Raw genomic sequence first — 19252 nt, forward strand, 5'->3', positions numbered from 1 at the left:
TATTTTATTGTCTGATTACTTGGTGTTCATGCTGTTGATGAGGGCAACGAGCGTAGCTGCGCTTACAGGCGCCGGGTTAAAGGTAACAGTAGTGTAATTGGTACCCGCCGCAGGTGCGCCGATCGTTACGGTTTTCTGTTCAGCATAGAATTGTCCACCGATAGAAGAGATGGCGAGGAAGGTGCCGCTCTGTCCAACAGGGATGGCGTTCTGATAGCTCAGGAAGCCTTCAAAGCCTGCCGGTGGTGTGAGAATGGTGTTGTAGAACTTGATGATGCTGTTGATACCGGTAGGTTTGAAATACAGCATGGTAGGTTCTTCGCCAACAAAGCTCTGACTGGTGGCGGGATTGTAATTGCTGTTGAAGTAGGCCAGTACAGTGGTTTTAGGGTTGGGAAGACTCATTAACCGGTCGCAGTTGGTCCACTTGATCAGGCTGTCCAGCCGGAAGTTGAGCGTACCGTTGGTACCGTCAAACAGCGCATAGGCCGAAGCCGGATTGGTTACAGGGTCCCAGTCCATGCCTTTATTGGCGGAAACAGTAGTAGACAGGGTAATCGGCTGGTTAATGTACGTAAAGCCGGATTGGGTAATAGTGATACTGGTATCGCCATACCACATGGGTATTTTCCGGTCATTGGCTCCTTTGGGCGCCGGTACCTGTACCGCAACGGCGCTGTCCTTACGTAAGCGGAGCGGCGCAGTACCCTGTTTGGCAGCAACAAAAAATTCGCCGAAAGATTCCAGTGGCGCACCGGTACTGGTGGCCGTAGGTTTGTCGGCGAAGATCATAGCGGCAGCATTACTGATTTCCTTTACGGTAACCGTAATGGAACCGACAGCCGGGCTGCCGTCAGGTCTGATCAGGGAGTTGGGGGAAAGGGTATATTTCCGTCCGTTCCTGGTGGTAAAGGAAGCATTCTCCTGGGAAAGGTTTACCGTGTAGGTTTCATACTGGGGGCCATTGGCTCTCAGGAAATCATGGAGCTTAACGCCGTCAGGATCAGGACCTGCTATCCCATTGGCAACGAGTTTGTCTTTTGCAGTAACAGAAGGATCGGTGGGATCGTCTTTCAATTGTTTGGTACAGGCGCCAAACAGCAGGAGCGCAGCGATGCCGCCTGCAACGTAGATGGAATGAATCTTCATAACTTTTGTGACTTGAGGGATTTAGAATTTGGGTTTCAAGTGATCAGATTTTGGAAAGGGTTGATAGGTTGAGCTATGAAATTACCGTGTATAACTGCTATCATAATTCAGATGGGAAAATATTTTTAAGCGATAGGAATTGTAGGGTAGTGGTGGAGGCCGGTATTACGGGTGTTTAATGGTTGCCGGATCTGAATTTCGATAGGGAGTAGAAACCTATGCTTTGGAGGGCCGCACCCAATAGCAGCCAGCAAAAGAAGTATATTCCCATTTCCGGTGTAAACATGAAATAGTAGGAGGGGCTAAACTGATAAGCGCAAACTGCGGTAAAAATCAGCATTGTCAGTATAGCCCATGTTACTGTATATATTGTTAAACGGCTTAGCGTAATAGAACTTTTTCTATAAAAGATGAAATTTAATGCGAGGGTACCAATTATGTAAAAGATAGGAAGTATTAAATAATAGCTTCCTCCCGCTATCATAAATCTGCCCGCAGGTCTATGATAGGGGAAATAGTTGTAACACATGCGATAGAGGAAAAGAAATAGAATTATTTCTATCACGCTTACAAGGACTGTATTCAAAAATGCTATTTTCATTTGGCTAATCTAAAAAATTTCCATTCAGAAATGTTTACATATCTATCAGCTGTAGCTCCCCATCCACATCGTTCCTCACCTTGGTCGCCCGTGCTATGACCAGCACCACGCGAGCAAAATGAGAGGTTTCCAAAAATACTTTTGCTACCGTCAACACTTGTTACAATCTCTACATGTTCTCCTCCTTTATACGTACATACATCCCCTCTTCTTACTCCTTTATCTTTATCCACCAGCCGAAAACCATTTACTCTTCCCATCCAAAAGTCTTTGGCTGAATGATACTTGCCGTTATTGCTGTTAAACCCACAGTAATACATACAATCGCCAACGAATACACTACAGGTGAAAGCTTCGGCATCGCCGCCTCCCCAGTAAACCGGATATAAACGGGGTGGCCAGAACAGGTAGGCATGTTTTAATTTGTCATAATCTTTTGGTCCGATGCTGGTCTCTTTTAAGTGTGCTCTCTCAATAAGAAAGCGTTTCTGATTTTGTGACAATTGATTCCAGTCAGCCCAGGTGTTAAAATGGATAGGCTTGCTGGTAGCGCCTGATAGGCTACCATTGGGTGAAAAGAACCACGGTTGTCTTTTAGCCTGAAATCTTGAATAACTGTCCATGATTTCGGTCTGTTTTGCCAGGAATTCAGCTGCATCCGCTAAGTTGTTGAAATGGGGCATGTTTCCGGTTTTCTATGACGGATTGGGTCTACTTAAAGATAAGTCTTTATTTTAAAACCGGAGCGTCCCTCCGTAAATTCTTCCCTATCAGAAACGGAAATAATATATATTTACACATGTCAACCATGTCATAGATTATTATGAGGTATTGTTATGATGTGTACACAGATGAGCAGTTGATTGCCCTGCTGAAAGAAAGCGACGAAGCTGCTTTTAGCGAGATTTATGATCGTTACCGGCAACGGTTGTACAGGTCTGCCTCTCGCAAGCTGGCGGCGCCTGAGCAGGCGGAAGAAATTGTGCAGGACGTATTTCTTGATATCTGGAAACGGCGGGAGCAGCTGGAAATAAGGCATCTGCCGGCGTACCTGGAACAGGCGGTGCGTTTCCGGTTGATCAATTTTGTCACCCGTCAAAAGATACCGGCATTCTTTGATCTGTTTGATACCGTACTCTTTTCTCCCTATGAAGCCGATCAGCTACTGAAACAAAAGGACCTTGTCAACCTGATTAAAGCGTGGATTGATGTGCTGCCGAAAAACCAGCGGCATATTTTTATTCAACATTACCTGCAGGAGCTGTCTGTAAAGGAAATAGCCCATGCTATGGCGTTGTCTCCCAAGACTGTTCAAAATAATCTGAGCCTTTCCCTCCAATATTTACGTACCCGCCTGTCGTCTCTCACCACCATATTGCTGGCCATGGGTATCTGTTTGACCGGTGTTAAGCTGCCTTAATTTTTTCCGGGAGAAAAAAAGTTTAGGATTTTTCGGGAAACTCCGTTTTTTTTTGTGACTATATTAACAAAGGGTAATTATGCGACTTTCCGATTGGTACCGGAAACATTTACTATCCATATTGAAGCGTTATGAAAAGGGGCAGGCAACCCCATCGGAGCAGCGGTTCATAGATAGTTATCTGGATAGTCTGGACCAAACTAATAATGTAGCCGAACTGCCGGAAGAAGCGGAAGCGGCCCTGCACCAGCGTATGAAAACACAGTTGTTGCAGCGGATGCGTGAGGAGGAACCTGTTCGCCGGCGGGTGGTAAACATGCAACCTGTATGGCGCTGGAGTGCGGCAGCGGCAGTGCTGTTACTGCTGCTGGGCAGCGGAATATATTGGAGCAACCGGAAAAGTTCCCGGCCCGCGGTGCTGGCACAACAGGACAAAGCGCCAGGAGCCAACGGAGCGGTGTTGCAATTATCCGATGGCAGTACACTGGTGCTGGATAGCGCGGCCAATGGTACCGTAGCCACGCAGGGAAAAGTAAAAGTGGTGAAAGTAAATGGCGCCATACAATATGAAGGACATCCGGATGAAATAATATACAATACCGTTACTACGGGCAAAGGCCGGCAATGGAAAATGATACTGCCGGACGGAACAGAAGCATGGCTGAATGCGGCCAGTTCCATTCGTTATCCGCTGAGCTTTGATGGGAAAGAACGGGTGGTGGATATTACCGGCGAAGTAGCTTTTAAAGTGGTGCACAATGCGGCACAACCGTTTAAGGTAAGGGTAGAAGGGCATGTCGTGGAAGACCTGGGCACCATTTTCAATATCAATGCCTATGAAGATGAACCAGTAGTGAAAACCACGCTGGTAGAAGGACTGGCGAAAATGAACGGGGTATTGCTGCATCCGGGGCAACAGGCGCAGGTGGTGAAAGGACAAGCGGAGGTGAGACTTAGTCAACAGGAAAATGCAGCCGGTATAATGGCCTGGACAAACGGACAGCTGTTATTGGAAAGCGGCGATGTGGCGGAGTTACTGCGTAAAATAGCACGCTGGTACGACGTTACCATAAAAATAGAAGGCCCGCTGCCTACCGTGAATTTTACGGGTGTGATAGATAAGAATGTCTACCTGTCCAGTGTAATGAAAGCACTGGCTGTTTACGGGATAGATGCGCGGCTGGAGCAACAAACATTGATCGTTTCTGCAAAATAAATATACTAATCAACCAAACTAAACCGACCAAGAAACCATCTACAGCGAAAGAACCAAATTAATGTCATAGTGATAGCCAACCCACTATAGGCTACCGCATTTTATTACATCTTCCACCAAAAAAAGTATCGTATGATAACAGATAGCTGTTAGGGGGAACCGTATGCCCATAAAAAACCGGAAGTGATCACTACTCACTCCCGGCGAGTCGGGCAGACTAAAAAAATATCGCTTTTTCAACGTACCCGAACAAACCAAATCTATGCATTTTTTCGCTAATGTAGACGCCCCTGAGGGCAGGGGCTTTTTATTGCCATCCTTAACGCGTAAGATTATGAGGCTGATGATCGTGCTGCTTGTTATTACTTGCCACCTGAGCGCTAAAACCTTCTCCCAAACGGTCACCATTCAGCAGGAAAACATCAGCCTGCAACAGGCCTTGCTTGAAATCAAAAAACAGACCGGCTATTCTTTTATTGCAGACGGGAAACAAATGGAAAGTACCCGGCTACCCGTTTTGCAGCTTAAAAACGCCACCCTGAAAGAGGCGCTGGATGCCTGCCTGCTTAATTTGCCTTATACCTACACTATTACCGATCGTTTGATTATCATCAAACGGAAAAAGGAGGCAGCTGCTTCAGTAAATTTTATCACACCACTGTTTGCACCACCGCTGCGTGGCCGGGTGACAGATAGTACCGGCGCCCCTTTGCCCGGCGTTAGTATACGGGTAACAGGCAATGCTATGGGAACGGTGACCAATGAAAAAGGAGAATTTACACTGGCTAATGTCAGGGAAGGCGCTGTGCTGCTGATAGGCAGTGTAGGATTTGAATCGGTGAGGGTAAAACCGGAAGGACGGGCATTCCTGGATATCGTTTTAAAAAGACAAACCAGTACCCTGGAAAGCGTATCAGTGGTATCTACAGGGTATCAGACCATTTCAAGGGAACGTGCCACCGGCTCCTATGACGTCATCAGTAAGTCGCAACTCGATAAGCCCGCCATCAATATTGCGCAACGCCTCATCGGCGCCACTGCCGGTATGCAGGCAAAACTGGATGTGGATGGAAACCCGACTTTCGAAATCAGGGGTAAAACCAGTCTGTACGCCAATGCCAGCCCGCTGGTGGTTGTCGATGGTTTTGCCGTACAGGGCGACTTTAATACCATCAACCCCAATGATGTGGAAAGCATTACCATCCTCAAAGATGCTGCTGCGGCTTCTATCTGGGGGGCACGGTCAGCGAATGGTGTAATCGTGGTCACCACCAAAAAGTCCGGTAAAAATACCCCGCTGAAAGTGGAGTTTTCTGCTTTCACCCGTGTGGGAAGCAAATTCGACCTGGGTTATGTCAATCCGCTGGCGACTTCCGCAGAAACAGTGGAGTATGAAAAAAAGACTTTCAACAGATGGGGCTCACTGACCAACTCCGGCAGCGTGATGGACGTGCAGCGCCAATGGTCACAGGCATCGACAGCCCTCAGCGAAAACTACCTGGGGAAACTTTCCGATGCTGACCGCGACGCCACCCTGGAGAGATTGAAAACACAGGATAACCGCGCACAGATATCCCGCTATCTGCTGGCTAACCCGGTTGATCAGCAGTATAATCTTACGTTATACGGCGGTAGCCAGCGCATGGGCAATGTATTGTCGCTGATGTTCGGAAAGAACCAGTCCAACTTCAAAGGTACCGATCAGCAAAACTATCTGCTCAACTATCGTACGAATGCGAATGTATTCAGGTGGCTGGACTTTAACGCAGGCCTGATGCTGGCTTATAAGGATGCCCGTAATAATGGTGTTTCACTGGGTGATATCCAGGGACTCTCGCCTTATGATATGCTGGTAAACCCTGATGGGTCTTATACAGACATTAACCAATATTACCGGCCTATCCTGGAAAGGCTGGTGCCTATGAATAAATTTCCTTATGCTGACTGGACCTATAATCCCATACCGGAGATAAACAATCGCAACATCACCGCCCAACAGCTGAATATGCGTGTGCAGGGCGGACTTACCTTTAAACTGATGAAGGGGCTATCTGTTGACAGCCGTGTACAATATGAGCTCTTTAACACCACTAACCGTGGACTGTATAATGATCAAACCTTTTATGTACGTAGCACCGTAAACCAGGCTGCCAGCTGGAACCAGACCACCAATGCCATCACGCCTAATCTTTCTAAAGGCAGCATACTTACACAAAGCCGAAGCAAGGTGGAGTCCTACAACGTTCGTAACCAGATCAACTTCAACCGGCGGTTTGGCAAACATGAAATCAATATGATTGCCGGTTCAGAACTGACAAACATGGTGAGTCAGACTTTCGGTAATCCTACTACCTATGGTTATAATGACCAGACGCTCACCCTGGGTATCTTCCCCAATGGGCCGGGCGGGACTTTTAAGCCCATTACAGACTGGATGGGCAATAATCAAACCTTTGGTTATTCCAATAGCTTTTCCTACAAAACGGAGCGGTATTTCTCCCTGTATGGAAATGCATCCTACACCTACAATAACAAATATACCTTGTCCGGCAGCTATCGTACCGATGCTTCCAACCTGATCACCGATGATCCGCGGTACCGGTTTGCGCCTTTCTGGTCTGCCGGCCTGGCCTGGCGGCTGAAAGAAGAATCTTTCCTGGCAAACACACGCTGGATAGACCAGTTGAGCCTGCGTGTTACCTATGGATATAACGGAAACGTTGACAAGAGCACCGCCTTCCGTCCGTTGATATCCATGGGAGGTACCCCGGATGTGGTCACCCAGGATTTTAAAGCGTCTATCTCCAGCTATGGCAACCCCACCCTGCGTTGGGAAAAAACCGGTACCTGGAACCTGGGTGCGGATTACTCCTTTTTCAGGGACAGGCTGCACGGTAAGGTAGACGTGTACAATAAAAATGGTAGAGACCTGATTGCGGTATTGTCCATTCCGGCTGTCAATGGTACTACTTCCCAGAAGTTAAACAACGCCTCCATGAATAACAGGGGTATTGAGCTGACGGTGGGTACCACGGTGAATATCAGTAACGATAACATTGTATGGCGGGGAGACGTGAATTTTGCGTATAACCGTAACCGTATAACCAAACTCTTTGTGGCCAACTATCCTGCTTCTACGCTCACCAGCGGGGGCAGCGGGGCCTATGTGGAAGGAAAGGACGCCAATACACTCTGGAGCTTTGACTACGCCGGTGTGTTTGATAGACAGCCGTATGTAAAAGGAGCAAAAGGGACGAAGTACGATTTCACCGGCTGGACGCCCGGCGATGGCAGGGACTATATGCTGGCGATGGGCACCCGGGTAGCTCCCTATACGCTGGGTATGGTCAATACATTCAAGATATATGATGTTGATGTATCCTTTATTATCACCGGCAAGTTCGGTCATGTGTTCAACCGGATGTCGTTTAATTATCCGGTGCTGTGGGGTGGTCGTGTATTGCCCAATAATAAGCTGAACGAGGTGTCACAAGGCGACCCCATGAAGGTGGTACCACTGCCGATGAACGATGACGAACCCAGGTTTTATTTCTGGGACCGCTTTTATCCTTATCTGAGTTACCTGGTGGAAAATGCCTCCCATATCCGTATGCAGGAACTGAACGTTACCTACAACCTGAAGCGCCGCTTTGCGCGGACCCTGCATATAGGCGGTTTGCAGGTATATGCACAGGGCAACGACCTGTTTACCATACTGGCTAATCATGCAGGGGAGGACCCGGAATATCCTTTAGGAACGATGAAACCTATGCCCAAATTCACGTTTGGTCTTAAACTAACGCTTTAAACTACTGCTATTATGTTCTCAAAACACATACAACGTTTATTCACGGGCGTCGCTTTGGTGGGTTTGGTCAGTTCCTGCACCAAATTCCTGGATGAACCCATATCCAAAACTTCGTCCCTGGTGGTCACTAATACAGACCAGCTTTCTGCGCTGTTAAATAACTATGGTAATTTTTATTCGGAAGGCAACCGCACTGCTATTTACAGCACCGATGACGCCGGCCTGCCCATCCCGCTGTATAATGCCCGGCCGGGTACTTTCTCCATGGCTGCGGTTCAGTTTTATCTCTGGGATAATCTGTACCTGGCCAATGATAACCGGGAGTCTTTCTGGAGCAACGAGTATAAAAAGATTTTCAATGCTAATATGGCATTGGCTTACGTTGACAAGGTAACCGGCCCTGAAGACGTAAAAGCAGCTATCCGCGCAGATGCGCATTTTATCCGGGCCTACAGCTATTGGGTATTGGCTAACACCTATTGTCTGCCCTATACAGATGCCAACAAGCAGGAGGCGGGGCTGCCGTTGAAATTAACCACCAGTTTTGACGAACCGGTGGCAAGGCAACCACTGGATAAGGTATATGCCCAAATTGAAAGTGACCTGGCGGAAGCTCTGAAAACATCCGTACCACTGGTGCAGAATGGGGTACCGCGTCATTGGCGGGCGAGTAAAGCGGGAGTGAATGGTTTTGCGGCGCGTTACTACCTGAACCGTAACAACTATGCGGAAGCGCGTAAATATGCGGAAGCAGCCCTCGCAGAATATGACCGGCTGGTGAACTACAATACCGAAATGAAGTATGGCAGGGACCAAACCCTGACGATCAATCCCGGCACCGCGGAGGCGAAAACAGTCACCATCCAGTATCCGTATACCCACAACAATCAGAGTGATATGACGGATATGATCGGTTGGAAAGAATTCCTCTACTTCCGGATGCTGAATCATGAATCCTGGTGGTACATTCCTTCCGAAGCCTTGCTGAACCTGTATGACCAGGCACACGATCTGCGTTACACCTATCATATGGTACAAAACTATTCCTACGATCGCGGGCTGATCAAACCAGCGTATAGCTATCCGGGTTATATCTTTTTCTTCAAGGACAGAATTCCATCCGGACCAACGGTGGCGGAAATGTTGCTGATCAAGGCGGAATGCCTCGCCCGGCTGGGAGATCCCGGTAATGCCATGACCGCCGTTAATACCTTGCGTACCGCAAGGATGAAGCCTGGTCCCTGGGTGAACCTGACAGCAACCGATAAAAATGATGCTTTAAAACAAATACTGGAAGAACGTCGCCGGGAAATGCCGTTTTCCCAACGTTGGTTCGATATCCGCCGGTTCAACAACAACGACGATCCAAATGATGATGTAACTTTAAGCCGCGTCTTTTATCCATATAACAGTGCGCAGGTGGATATGAGCCAACCACCGCAAACCTATACGCTGCCGAAAAACTCACGGCGTTTTGCGGCGCCTGTGCCCAATACGGAGATTATTTCCAGCAATGGTCTTATTGAACAGAATAAATACTAAACTGCATATATGAAAACAAAAACCATTTTAGCTTGCTGTCTGCTGTTTGGATTCGGAGGGGCCCATCACGTTTACGGGCAAACGAAAAAAGCAACAGATGATCTGCAGCAGCTACGTGCTGCTGTGGCTAAAACTCCGGATAGCCTGAATGTACATCATCAGTTTATCGCTGCTTTTAAGAAGAGCATTCCCAATGCTTCCTTCCGCAACACAGACTCCGTAGTTTCCTTACTGCAGGGCCAATATGCCACCTGGATGAAACAGTTTCCCCGCTCGGCCACTGTTCCTTATGCTATCGGTGAAGCGTTCGCTGATGGGGAAAGTCCCAAAGCCAGGACCTACCTGTTGAAGGCAGTGAAGCTGGACCCTAAGCTGGCTGCGGCATGGCTCGATTTAGCATTTGATGCTGAACGCTGGGGAGACCAGACAAACGGAATAGAATATATGAGGAAGGCCGCTGAAGCCGATCCTGATAATCCTTCATACGCCTTCTATCATGCTATGAATTTTGAAGAGACGGACCCGGCTAAATGGCGCAGCAGTTTATATGACCTGGCCAAACGTTTCCCTCAAAGTGAAAGAGGAGCCCAGGGGTTATACTGGCTGGCTACCAGGTCAAACGATACCATCGAGAAAATAAAAGTATATGAGCAACTGCGCACATTGTACCCGCCGGAGAAATTCAGTTGGTCGTCAGGCGGTATGCAGGGATTATTCAGTGTTTATATAAATACTGATCCTGCCAAAGCAGTGCAGTTAGCAGAGAATCTGGCTAACCTCGAAGGCTGGAAATCACAGGATACGCTGGCCCGGAAGTTCCTGTCCATACGGCAGGCCCTCGGAGCAAAACAATACCAGCAGGCGGCTACGCTGTTGGAAAATGTACGGCTGCCCCGTTATTCCAGTCTAACCAATACCCTCGCTTTGCTCAAGGCACAGGCAGCCCATGGGTTGGGTAAAACAGACGATGCCTATAAAGGTCTGGTGGCGGTGTTCGCGAAAGACCCTACCGATAACATCAGGTCAGCCATCGACCAATACGCAGCAGTACTGGGTAAGAACGGGCAACAGGTCATGACAGATGTCTGGGAGATAAGGTCTAAAACGATGAAACCTGCGCCGGCATTTGATCTGCCTCAGTACCTGAAAGCTGGTAACCTAAGCCTGAAAGACCTTAGCGGAAAGGTGGTACTGCTCACATTCTGGTTTCCGGGTTGTGGACCTTGCCGGGGAGAGTTCCCGCATTTTCAGGAAGTGATCAATAAATTCAGTAAAGAAAAAGTAGCCTATGTGGGCATCAACGTAGCGACCGACCAGGACCCCTATGTCAAACCTTTCATGAGTGGAACCGGTTATTCGTTTATCCCGCTGCGGGATGGCGAAGGCACCGCACAAAAAGACTATAAAGTCAGAGGCGAGCCTACCAACTTCCTGATTGACCAGAACGGGCAAATGGTGTTCACGGATTTCCGGACAGATGGCAGCAACGGACGTACGCTGGAGCTAATGATCAGCTCTTTGCTGGAGAAATAACGTCTTCGGTAAAATGAATAAAACCAACCATTGAACCAATAGCGAGGCCGGCCTTCCTGCGAAGACCGGCCCGCTTTTGATGACCGTCTCTATATCCTCAAAAGTTTATTAATAAAGATCCCAGAAATGTTTGCCTGCTTTACTGTCTTTCCCGCCGATAGACTGCACTGCCTTATCGTAATTAGCTTTGTTCAGCTGTTGTTCATCTACGGGATAGGTCATGCGGGTGGGTACCATCGTTACCTCGCGGTCCAGGGAACCATCTACCGGCGCTACAAACAAATCTTGTCCATTGGGCTTTTTGATATCGAGGCGAAGCCTTTCAAACCAGCCTTCCAGTCCCTGCATATAAAGGGCGATCCACTTTTGGGTACCGATCACGTTTTTCCATTGACCGCCATTGTAAGGTACACCGGCGATATAGCTGTCCACGTCGGAAGCTGCTACACCCTGGTATTCCAGGGAGGCCCTGATGCCCTTTTTGTAGTGCTCTTCGGCGGAGCCGGAGAGTATATTCCGTTCTATTGCTTCAGCCAGGATAAATTCCACTTCGGCATAGTCCAGGTACACACCGGGCGATTTGGCATCCAGCACGGCGCTGCCGGGCAGGGAAACGGCGCTGTTGGGAATGGTTTCCCCGTTTTGCTGGTTTAAGCCGTATGCTTTTCCGATATATTTACCACTCCCTTTTGCAGGGGCGGCATAAATGGGTAATCGCGGGTCTTTGGTATCCTGCATATAGTCGACCATCGTTTTACACATACAGAAGTCTACGCGTGATTTAAAGGACTCGTTCAGCGGATTGTTGTTCGGCGGCGCGTCTACATAGCGGAACAGGGCATTATCTGCGTTGGAGGTAAATACGCCGGAGGTAACGGCATCGTTGATGGCTTTGTTGACCAGCGTTCCCATGGATGCCACATCACTTACCCGGATGGCTATACGGAGACGGAGGGAATTGGCGAAACGTTTCCATTTATTGACGTCTCCGCCGTAGATGATATCCGTTTTAGCAGGGAACGATGGTTGGGAAACATCCAGTTTGGTGACCTGTTCACCGAGTATTTTTAAAAGATCAGTGTAGATGTCGATTGCCTTGTCATATTGACTGCCAGGCCGTTCCAGGCCACCTAGCGACGATTTATAGGGAATGTCTTCATACACATCCACCAGCATATGATAGGTCCATACTTTCAGGATTTCCGCGATAGCGATCTGGTTAACGGAATAATCGAATGGTTTGGTTGTATTGATCTTAATGATCTCGTTCAGATCTTTGAGGGTACCGGCATACATGATATTCCAGAAGGTGTTGTTCACGTTCTCCCGGATCTGGTAGCGGCTTTCATTGGAATACGTGGTGGCCGACCAGTACTGGGCATAATGCATGCCCGTACGGCCATTGTTCCATTCATTCAGAATATTATCCATCGCTTTTTTCTCAGCAGAAACCAGCAGATAACCCGGATCGGTTGTTTTAGGATTATTGGGGTCCTGGTTGATCTCATCGAACTTTTTGGTGCAGCCTGCCAACAGCAGCATCAATACTGACGCGATATACAGGTGCTTATAGAAGGTCTTTTTCATGGCTTGTTTTTTAGAAGGAAACGGATAAGTTAACACCGAAGGACCGTACAGAGGGCAGGGCAGCGGCTTCTATGCCCTGTACGTTACCGGCGGATATAGCCAGGTTGGTGGGATCAAGATGCGGGTTGGCAGTGCTGATCAGCCATACGTTCCTGGCGGAAACAGAAAGACGGAGTTTCTGCAGCCGCAACGCGGATACAAACGATTTCTCAAAAGTGTATCCCAGGTTGATCTCTTTCAGGTAGAGATAACCGGCATCCCACATGTCCAGTTCCTGTACCACATATCCGTTGTTGTTATTAAAATGATCATAGGCGGAGATCACTTTTGTATTTACCTTGCCATCTTCCGTATAGCCTTCTGCGATAGTGCCTTTCTCCCGGATACCGTTTTCGGCGGTTTCAGCCAGTATACCGGACTGGCGGCCAAACATGGTAGTGGTGGAGAAATACTGGCCACCTACCTGGAAGTCGAAGTTGACGCCCAGTGACACACCCCTGTAGCTGAATAAGGTGGAGAACCCGCCGGTATAATCAGGCAATACGTTGCCCAGCACGGACTGATTATCTGCCCTGATATAAAACCCATCGCTTCCTACAAGCTTGTTACCGTTAGCATCCCGCTTGATGGCATAACCCACGATAGAGCCATAGGTTTCTCCTTCGCGGGCATTCACAGATACGGCAAACGGGGCGTTGGCCAACAGCAGGTTGGTTACCCGTATACCTTTCTCCGGATTGTCGTACAACTTCTCAATTTTATTGCGGTTGCGGGCGATGTTAAAACCCAGCTCCCAGGTGAAACCGCTTTTGGTACTCACGGGCATGCCGGTCAGCGCCAGCTCAAAACCTTTGTTCCGGATCAGCCCCGCGTTGATGATGGCGGAGGTATAACCGGAGGAGGCGGATATCGTCAGTGGTATGATCTGGTCTTTCGATTTTTTATCGTACACACTGAGGTCCACGCCCAGCCTGTTATGCAGGAAACGCAGTTCCAGCCCGGCTTCCACTTCTGTAGTGATCTCAGGTTTGATGTTGGCATTGTTCAGTCGGTCGGGGACCGTAATATTGGCGGTGGAACCAAAGTTTTCTTCTGCCAGATAGGCCAGTGCAGTACTGTAGGGAAGGGTGCCTTTACCGACCTGCGCCCATCCGAGCCGTAGTTTACCGAAAGACAACCAGCCCGAGTTCTTGAGTGTCCCTACTTCGGAGAACACAAACGATCCGGATACAGAAGGGAAGAAGTAGGAGTTGTGGGCGGCCGGTAAGGTGCTGGACCACTCATTTCTACCGGTAACATCCAGGTAAAGGGTACCTTGGTAACCCAGTGAGGCGCTGCCGAAAACCGCATTTTCACGCAGCTTTTCCACCCGGTCATAAGTCCGGGCCGGCTGCCGGGAATTGGCCAGGTTATACCACCCATCGATGTTTAAACCGTCTTTACTTTCACCACCGGTGAATTTGAGATAGTTCTCCCGCCGGTTAATACCGGCAAAGGCTGATATCGAGAAACGGCTGCCGATACTATGATTAAAATTAATACGTCCTTCGTAGTTGTTCTCTTTTACAAAACGGGTGGCTTCAAGATAGGAGGCGATACCCTGCGAACCAATCGCTACTCTTTCCTGCCGGCTGTCGGTATAGAAGTCGGTCATGAATTTACCGGTAACACTCAGGTAATCGGTGATTTTGAAGTTAACGCCTGCGTTACCGAATACGCGGTCACGGCGGTCGGTTTCATAGTTCTTATACCGCGTCCAGTAAGGGTTGTCGGTATACCTGGGCGGCTGATCGTCCCAGGCGCCGCGGTTCCAGGAAACCTGGGAACCATCATAGTCATAGGCGTAATTTTTTAGTTTGTTCATATCCCAGTCGCGGTGACCGAATTCGGTAAAACCCTGCATCACGTTTCTGCCATGGTAGCCGGTGCCGGGCCTGCCCAGGGCGCTGGTGCTAACATAGTTCACGCCTATAAAGGCTTCCAGCCGGGACGAGATGGAATAGTTACCGTTAAAACTGAGGGAATTGCGTTTAAGTTTGGAGTTGGGCAAAACGTATTTCTGATCCAGGTTAGTGTAAGCCATCCTGAAAGCGCCTTTTTCATTACTACCGGTAACGGCTATATTATTGGTCAGTGTGAGGCCGGTTTCAAAGAAGCTGCGGTTATTGTTGGGATGCGGTTCCCAGGGAGCGGATACGCCGAAATCAGGGTTTTGTTTGTTGGGATCCCAGGACCAGAAGTGCCGAACCAGCCTGCCATCCAGCTTTGGTCCCCAGGAAACATCGGGCTCATAGTCAGGCACCAGGTCATACGGACCTTTCCCGTCATTATCATCATAGCTGGCTTTCCCGTCTTTAAAACCTTCCGGATGTTCTTTCACATACAGCTTGGTGAATTTATACCCACCACCATATTCATTCTGGTATCGGGGCATGATGTACACTTTTTCCATCTGTGCACCAAAGTTGTAACTAACACCGATACCGCTGCCAACGCCGGATTTGGATTTTTTGGTGGTGATGGCAATCACCCCGTTGGAACCACGGGTACCATACAACGCAGAGGCGGCGGCGCCTTTCAATACGGATAAGGACTCAATATCATTCGGATTGATATCCTGAATGGCGTTACCATAATCGTATCCACCGCGACCACGTTCCTGGTCCAGGCCCGTAGCGGGGTCGCTGCCGGTAAAAAAGCTGTTGTCCATCGGAACACCATCTACCACGAACAACGGATTGTTGTTACCAAAGATGGAATTGATACCACGGATCGTGATCCTGGCAGAACCGCCCATATTTCCGGAAGAACCTGTAACCTGTATACCGGCTACTTTTCCGCTGAGCGCGTTGATAAAATTGGCATCCTTTGATTCGGTCAGTTCCGCACCTTTTACTTCCTGTACGGAGTAACCGAGTGATTTCTTTTCTCTTTTTACGTTGAGGGCTGTTACTACGACTTCCTGCATGGTCTTGTCATCGGGCTGCAGTTCAATGTTGAAGCTGCTGGCATCGCCTACAGGGATTTCTTTGAGCAGGTATCCGATACTTCGGACTACCAGCACGGCATCCCTGCCTGACACCTGTAGTTTGAAATTCCCCTGTTGGTCTGTAATAGCGCCGGAACTGGCGCCTTTGAGCTGAACGCTGGCGAAAGGAACAGGCCCGTTGTTACCTGTCACTTTCCCTGTTACCTGCCGCTGCTGTGCAGGCAATAGGAGGGTGATTGCCATGAGAATGGCAATAAGACACAATGTCTTTTTCATAATGGTTTAGATTTGGTTGAAAAATATAGAGGGACCGGTCATTATGCTTGAGTCATAATTGTCTTGGGTTTTTCGTTGAAAAAAATGAATAGCTGCGTAAGGTCTTGTTTTGGTACTGGGTTTTCTTACTGCAATTGGGTTGCAAACGGGCTACAGGTAAAAGGTTCGTCTGTTTTAAAGATAGTGAAATAAACGCTGTAAAATATTTATTCTTTTCATGATTTTGCCGTCCAAACAAGGCCGTTTTGCAGACAGGCCGCAGTTCGCGGCCTGTTTATCTAAAACGGGGTTATTGATCAATTCCGGACATCGTGCGCAAACCTGCGCTATTGGTGGTATTCACCGCAGCGGGTTGTTTTTTTAAGGCGCTGCTTACCCGCCACAGTATAATGGAAGTGGCTACAATAAGCAGGATATAGCTAAGTGAAAGAGACTGCTGATTTCGTATAGTGATGACGCTTGTAATCAGGAAGCTGGCAATGGAAAAGATAATATAAGACCCGCCACTGACAAGACCGCTCGCCGTGGCTGCATATTGGGGAAACCTGGTTACGCAGTAGGTAAAATAACTGTTGTACGTAAATCCCTGGAACGAGTGTATGAATACTACGAATACCATAATCGATGCTATGCTCATATATATACCACCGGCTACATACATCAGCAGCGCTATTCCTAATTGTGCACCATTGGCAATAACCAGTTTATGCAGGAATGGCTTTTTGATGTAACGTTTAGCCAGTAGTCCCCCGGTGAAAATGGCGGCCCCTGAGCCTAATGCGCAGTACCCTGTCACTACCGGCGATGCGTGAAAACCCTGTTCTACGATAAAGGGAATGGTCATGCCGAATACCATCACCATACCATAACTAAGCCCCAGTATCACCATACCCAGACTGAAATCCATGGTGGAGAACAGCGTCTTATAGGTATTCCATATCGTCCGCGGATGAAAGGTCATTCGCTCCTTAATTGTCTCCCCGCCATAGATCAGTTCAAACAATAACATCACCAAACCATAAACCGCCAGGAAGTAGAAATTAGACCGCCAGCCGAAGGCTGTCTGCAGATAACCGCCGGCAAAAGGAGCAATGATAGGGGCGGTAGACCAAACAACATTCAGCATACTGGTATATTGGGCTCTCTTCTCGCCGGTATACACATCTATAAAAAACACCCGCCTGGATACCATGATCAGCGCTATTGCAATACCCTGTATACCTCTTAAAAACAATATCAGGGGTAAACTGCTGGTCAATATGATGCCGATATTACTCAAAGTGAATACGGTTAATGCCGCCAGGTTAATGTGGTATCTGCCGTAACTATCCACCAGGCTGCCCAGCAACAGTTGTGAGAGCCCGTAGCTGATCAGGTAAACCGTCATCGTGAGTTTTATCATCGCCGCAGTCGTATGCAGATCTTGCACCATGTTGGGAAAAGAGGGGATGTATACATCGATCGCAAAACCGGATATGGGAATCAGTGCAAAAGCCATGATAGTGCAAATCCGTTCATTTTCCTTCTTCAGTAGTTTCATTTGATAATCTGTTGGTAGCGCAAAACTACCGCGTCAATGGACTATATTTGTAGTCCATCACCGAGATAATGAGTAGTCCATTTGTACAGCAATTATTTAAGGAGATAAAAATAAAGCGGGCTGTAAAAAAGCCGGTTTACCTGCAATTATCGGATGCCATCATGTGGATGATAAAAGAGGGCCGCCTCCACAGGGGACAGGAAATTCCGGGTTCGCGGGAAATGGCACAGCTCTTAACAATCAACAGGGTAACGGTTACCCGCGCACTGGACGATCTTCAAGCCCAGGGATGGCTGAACAGGCTGGTAGGGAAAGGCACTTTTGTCTCAGCACATATTCCGGAAGTCCGCCCGGATAACAGTCGCCCGGCCAAACCGCCCGAGAAGGTAGCGGGATTTTCCATTCCGGCTATGGGCTACATCAATCATCAGCTGAATATCCCCAATACCACCCTGCACCTGGATGATGGGTTTCCTGACCCGCATTTAGCGCCTTTGAAAGAGCTATACCGCTCTTACCGGGCCCAACTTACCCGGGGAGGCATATACGATAAATTTGGCCGTTATAATTACCCGGAAGGGGCAGTCTATTACACGCAGGCGTTATCAGCCTATCTCAATCATACCAGGGGACTAAACACCCGCTCCGGTAATCTGTTATCTATACGGGGAACTATTATGGGCATTAACCTGGTATGTAATGGCCTGATCAGTCCGGGGGATGTCATCGTGTCCGGTATTCCCGGCAAAATCAGGGCGGAAGATATCTTTGTGCACTACCGGGCAAAACACATCGGCATACCGGTTGACCGTCACGGTATCGTGGTGGAAGCGCTGGCGGAGATTTGCCGTAAAACCAGGGTGAGGATGGTATACGTTACTCCTTACCACCATTATCCCACCACGGTTACGCTGTCGGTAGAACGAAGAACACAACTGCTGCAACTGGCGGAGAAATATAAGTTTATCATCTTCGAAGATGAAAACGATTTTGATTTCCATTACCAGCGGCGTCCGTTGTTCCCATTGGCGGCGGCCGATAAACACGGTATGGTAATTCATTGCGGCTCTTTCAGCAAGAGCTTATCGCCCGCATTTCGTATAGGCTACCTGGTAGCTGCTGAAAACGTCATCGATCATTTGAGCCAGGTACGGCTATTGCTGGACCGGCAGGGGGATCAAATCCTGGAATACGCTATGGCAGAGTTGTTAAGAGAAGGAACGATACAGCGGTACCTGCGAAAGGCCATGACCGTATACCAGGCACGCAGGGATTTTTTCTGCGAAAAACTCGCACAGCAATTAGGAGATAAAATCCGGTTTGATATCCCCGAAGGCGGATTGACCGTATGGGCCCGGTTTGACAAAGCCATTAACCTTGAAAAAATGGCCCAAAAAGCATTGCGCCGGGATTTGTACCTGTCAAACGGGAACCTGCACAAATACCCGGGCTTTCATGAAAACGCTACCCGTCTGGGGTTCGGCTCTTCTACCATCGATCAGCTGGAAAAAAGCATAGCGGTGTTAAAGAAGATCATTTGAATCCCGGTTTTCTAATGGATTTCTAAGAAAATTCTGTTGTTGCGCTAATA

11 protein-coding genes are annotated in these 19252 nt (G+C 48.4%); 6 read left to right on the plus strand and 5 right to left on the minus strand.

The genetic code is table 11. The features are described 5' to 3' along the window. Window positions 1-15: 15 nt before the first annotated feature. The gene (locus ICL07_RS21710; protein ID WP_188090147.1) at window positions 16-1149 is read right to left on the minus strand and encodes a hypothetical protein; all 1134 of its coding nucleotides are present in this window, start codon (window positions 1147-1149) and stop codon (window positions 16-18) included. Between the two features lie 597 nt (window positions 1150-1746). Continuing rightward, window positions 1747-2433 (minus strand): hypothetical protein, encoded by a 687-nt coding sequence (locus ICL07_RS21715; protein WP_188090148.1) that lies wholly within the window; start codon window positions 2431-2433, stop codon window positions 1747-1749. A gap of 140 nt (window positions 2434-2573) precedes the next feature. Here ICL07_RS21715 and ICL07_RS21720 point away from each other — a divergent pair, with 140 nt between their 5' ends. From ICL07_RS21720 to ICL07_RS21740, 5 genes are all read left to right on the plus strand, one after another. Next, window positions 2574-3170: an RNA polymerase sigma factor gene (locus tag ICL07_RS21720; protein WP_188090149.1), complete on the plus strand. Its 597-nt coding sequence runs from the start codon at window positions 2574-2576 to the stop codon at window positions 3168-3170. A 79-nt stretch (window positions 3171-3249) separates the two neighbouring features. Next, window positions 3250-4386 (plus strand): FecR family protein, encoded by a 1137-nt coding sequence (locus tag ICL07_RS21725; protein ID WP_188090150.1) that lies wholly within the window; start codon window positions 3250-3252, stop codon window positions 4384-4386. A 334-nt stretch (window positions 4387-4720) separates the two neighbouring features. Beyond that, window positions 4721-8194, plus strand: a complete 3474-nt coding sequence (locus ICL07_RS21730; RefSeq protein WP_188090151.1) for a SusC/RagA family TonB-linked outer membrane protein — start codon at window positions 4721-4723, stop codon at window positions 8192-8194. 12 nt (window positions 8195-8206) lie between these two features. Then, on the plus strand, window positions 8207-9736 hold the full coding sequence (locus tag ICL07_RS21735; protein ID WP_188090152.1) for a RagB/SusD family nutrient uptake outer membrane protein: 1530 nt from the start codon (window positions 8207-8209) through the stop codon (window positions 9734-9736). Window positions 9737-9745: 9 nt separating this feature from the next. Continuing rightward, a complete protein-coding gene (locus tag ICL07_RS21740) occupies window positions 9746-11269 on the plus strand; it encodes a redoxin domain-containing protein (protein WP_188090153.1) in 1524 nt (507 codons plus the stop codon). Between the two features lie 108 nt (window positions 11270-11377). Here the strand turns inward: ICL07_RS21740 and ICL07_RS21745 are convergent, their stop codons facing one another. From ICL07_RS21745 to ICL07_RS21755, 3 genes are all read right to left on the minus strand, one after another. Next, on the minus strand, window positions 11378-12856 hold the full coding sequence (locus tag ICL07_RS21745) for a SusD/RagB family nutrient-binding outer membrane lipoprotein (RefSeq protein ID WP_188090154.1): 1479 nt from the start codon (window positions 12854-12856) through the stop codon (window positions 11378-11380). Window positions 12857-12866: 10 nt separating this feature from the next. Continuing rightward, window positions 12867-16121 carry a SusC/RagA family TonB-linked outer membrane protein gene (locus tag ICL07_RS21750; protein ID WP_188090155.1) on the minus strand — a complete coding sequence of 1085 codons (3255 nt, stop codon included), beginning with the start codon at window positions 16119-16121 and terminating at the stop codon, window positions 12867-12869. A gap of 289 nt (window positions 16122-16410) precedes the next feature. Beyond that, window positions 16411-17661 carry an MFS transporter gene (locus ICL07_RS21755; RefSeq protein ID WP_188090156.1) on the minus strand — a complete coding sequence of 417 codons (1251 nt, stop codon included), beginning with the start codon at window positions 17659-17661 and terminating at the stop codon, window positions 16411-16413. Window positions 17662-17729: 68 nt separating this feature from the next. Here ICL07_RS21755 and ICL07_RS21760 point away from each other — a divergent pair, with 68 nt between their 5' ends. Continuing rightward, entirely contained in the window at window positions 17730-19202 is a 1473-nt protein-coding gene (locus tag ICL07_RS21760; protein WP_188090157.1) for an aminotransferase-like domain-containing protein, read from the plus strand. The last annotated feature ends 50 nt before the right edge of the window (window positions 19203-19252 follow it).

This window comes from Chitinophaga qingshengii, from assembly GCF_014529935.1.
GTDB lineage: Bacteria > Bacteroidota > Bacteroidia > Chitinophagales > Chitinophagaceae > Chitinophaga > Chitinophaga qingshengii.

Coding starts and splice junctions, on each gene's coding strand:
- ICL07_RS21740 (WP_188090153.1), top strand. CDS start 9,746: ATGAAAACAAAAACCATTTTAGCTTGCTGTCTGCTGTTTGGATTCGGA.
- ICL07_RS21730 (WP_188090151.1), top strand. CDS start 4,721: ATGAGGCTGATGATCGTGCTGCTTGTTATTACTTGCCACCTGAGCGCT.
- ICL07_RS21760 (WP_188090157.1), top strand. CDS start 17,730: ATGAGTAGTCCATTTGTACAGCAATTATTTAAGGAGATAAAAATAAAG.
- ICL07_RS21720 (WP_188090149.1), top strand. CDS start 2,574: ATGAGGTATTGTTATGATGTGTACACAGATGAGCAGTTGATTGCCCTG.
- ICL07_RS21725 (WP_188090150.1), top strand. CDS start 3,250: ATGCGACTTTCCGATTGGTACCGGAAACATTTACTATCCATATTGAAG.
- ICL07_RS21745 (WP_188090154.1), bottom strand. CDS start 12,856: ATGAAAAAGACCTTCTATAAGCACCTGTATATCGCGTCAGTATTGATG.
- ICL07_RS21735 (WP_188090152.1), top strand. CDS start 8,207: ATGTTCTCAAAACACATACAACGTTTATTCACGGGCGTCGCTTTGGTG.
- ICL07_RS21710 (WP_188090147.1), bottom strand. CDS start 1,149: ATGAAGATTCATTCCATCTACGTTGCAGGCGGCATCGCTGCGCTCCTG.
- ICL07_RS21715 (WP_188090148.1), bottom strand. CDS start 2,433: ATGCCCCATTTCAACAACTTAGCGGATGCAGCTGAATTCCTGGCAAAA.
- ICL07_RS21755 (WP_188090156.1), bottom strand. CDS start 17,661: ATGAAACTACTGAAGAAGGAAAATGAACGGATTTGCACTATCATGGCT.
- ICL07_RS21750 (WP_188090155.1), bottom strand. CDS start 16,121: ATGAAAAAGACATTGTGTCTTATTGCCATTCTCATGGCAATCACCCTC.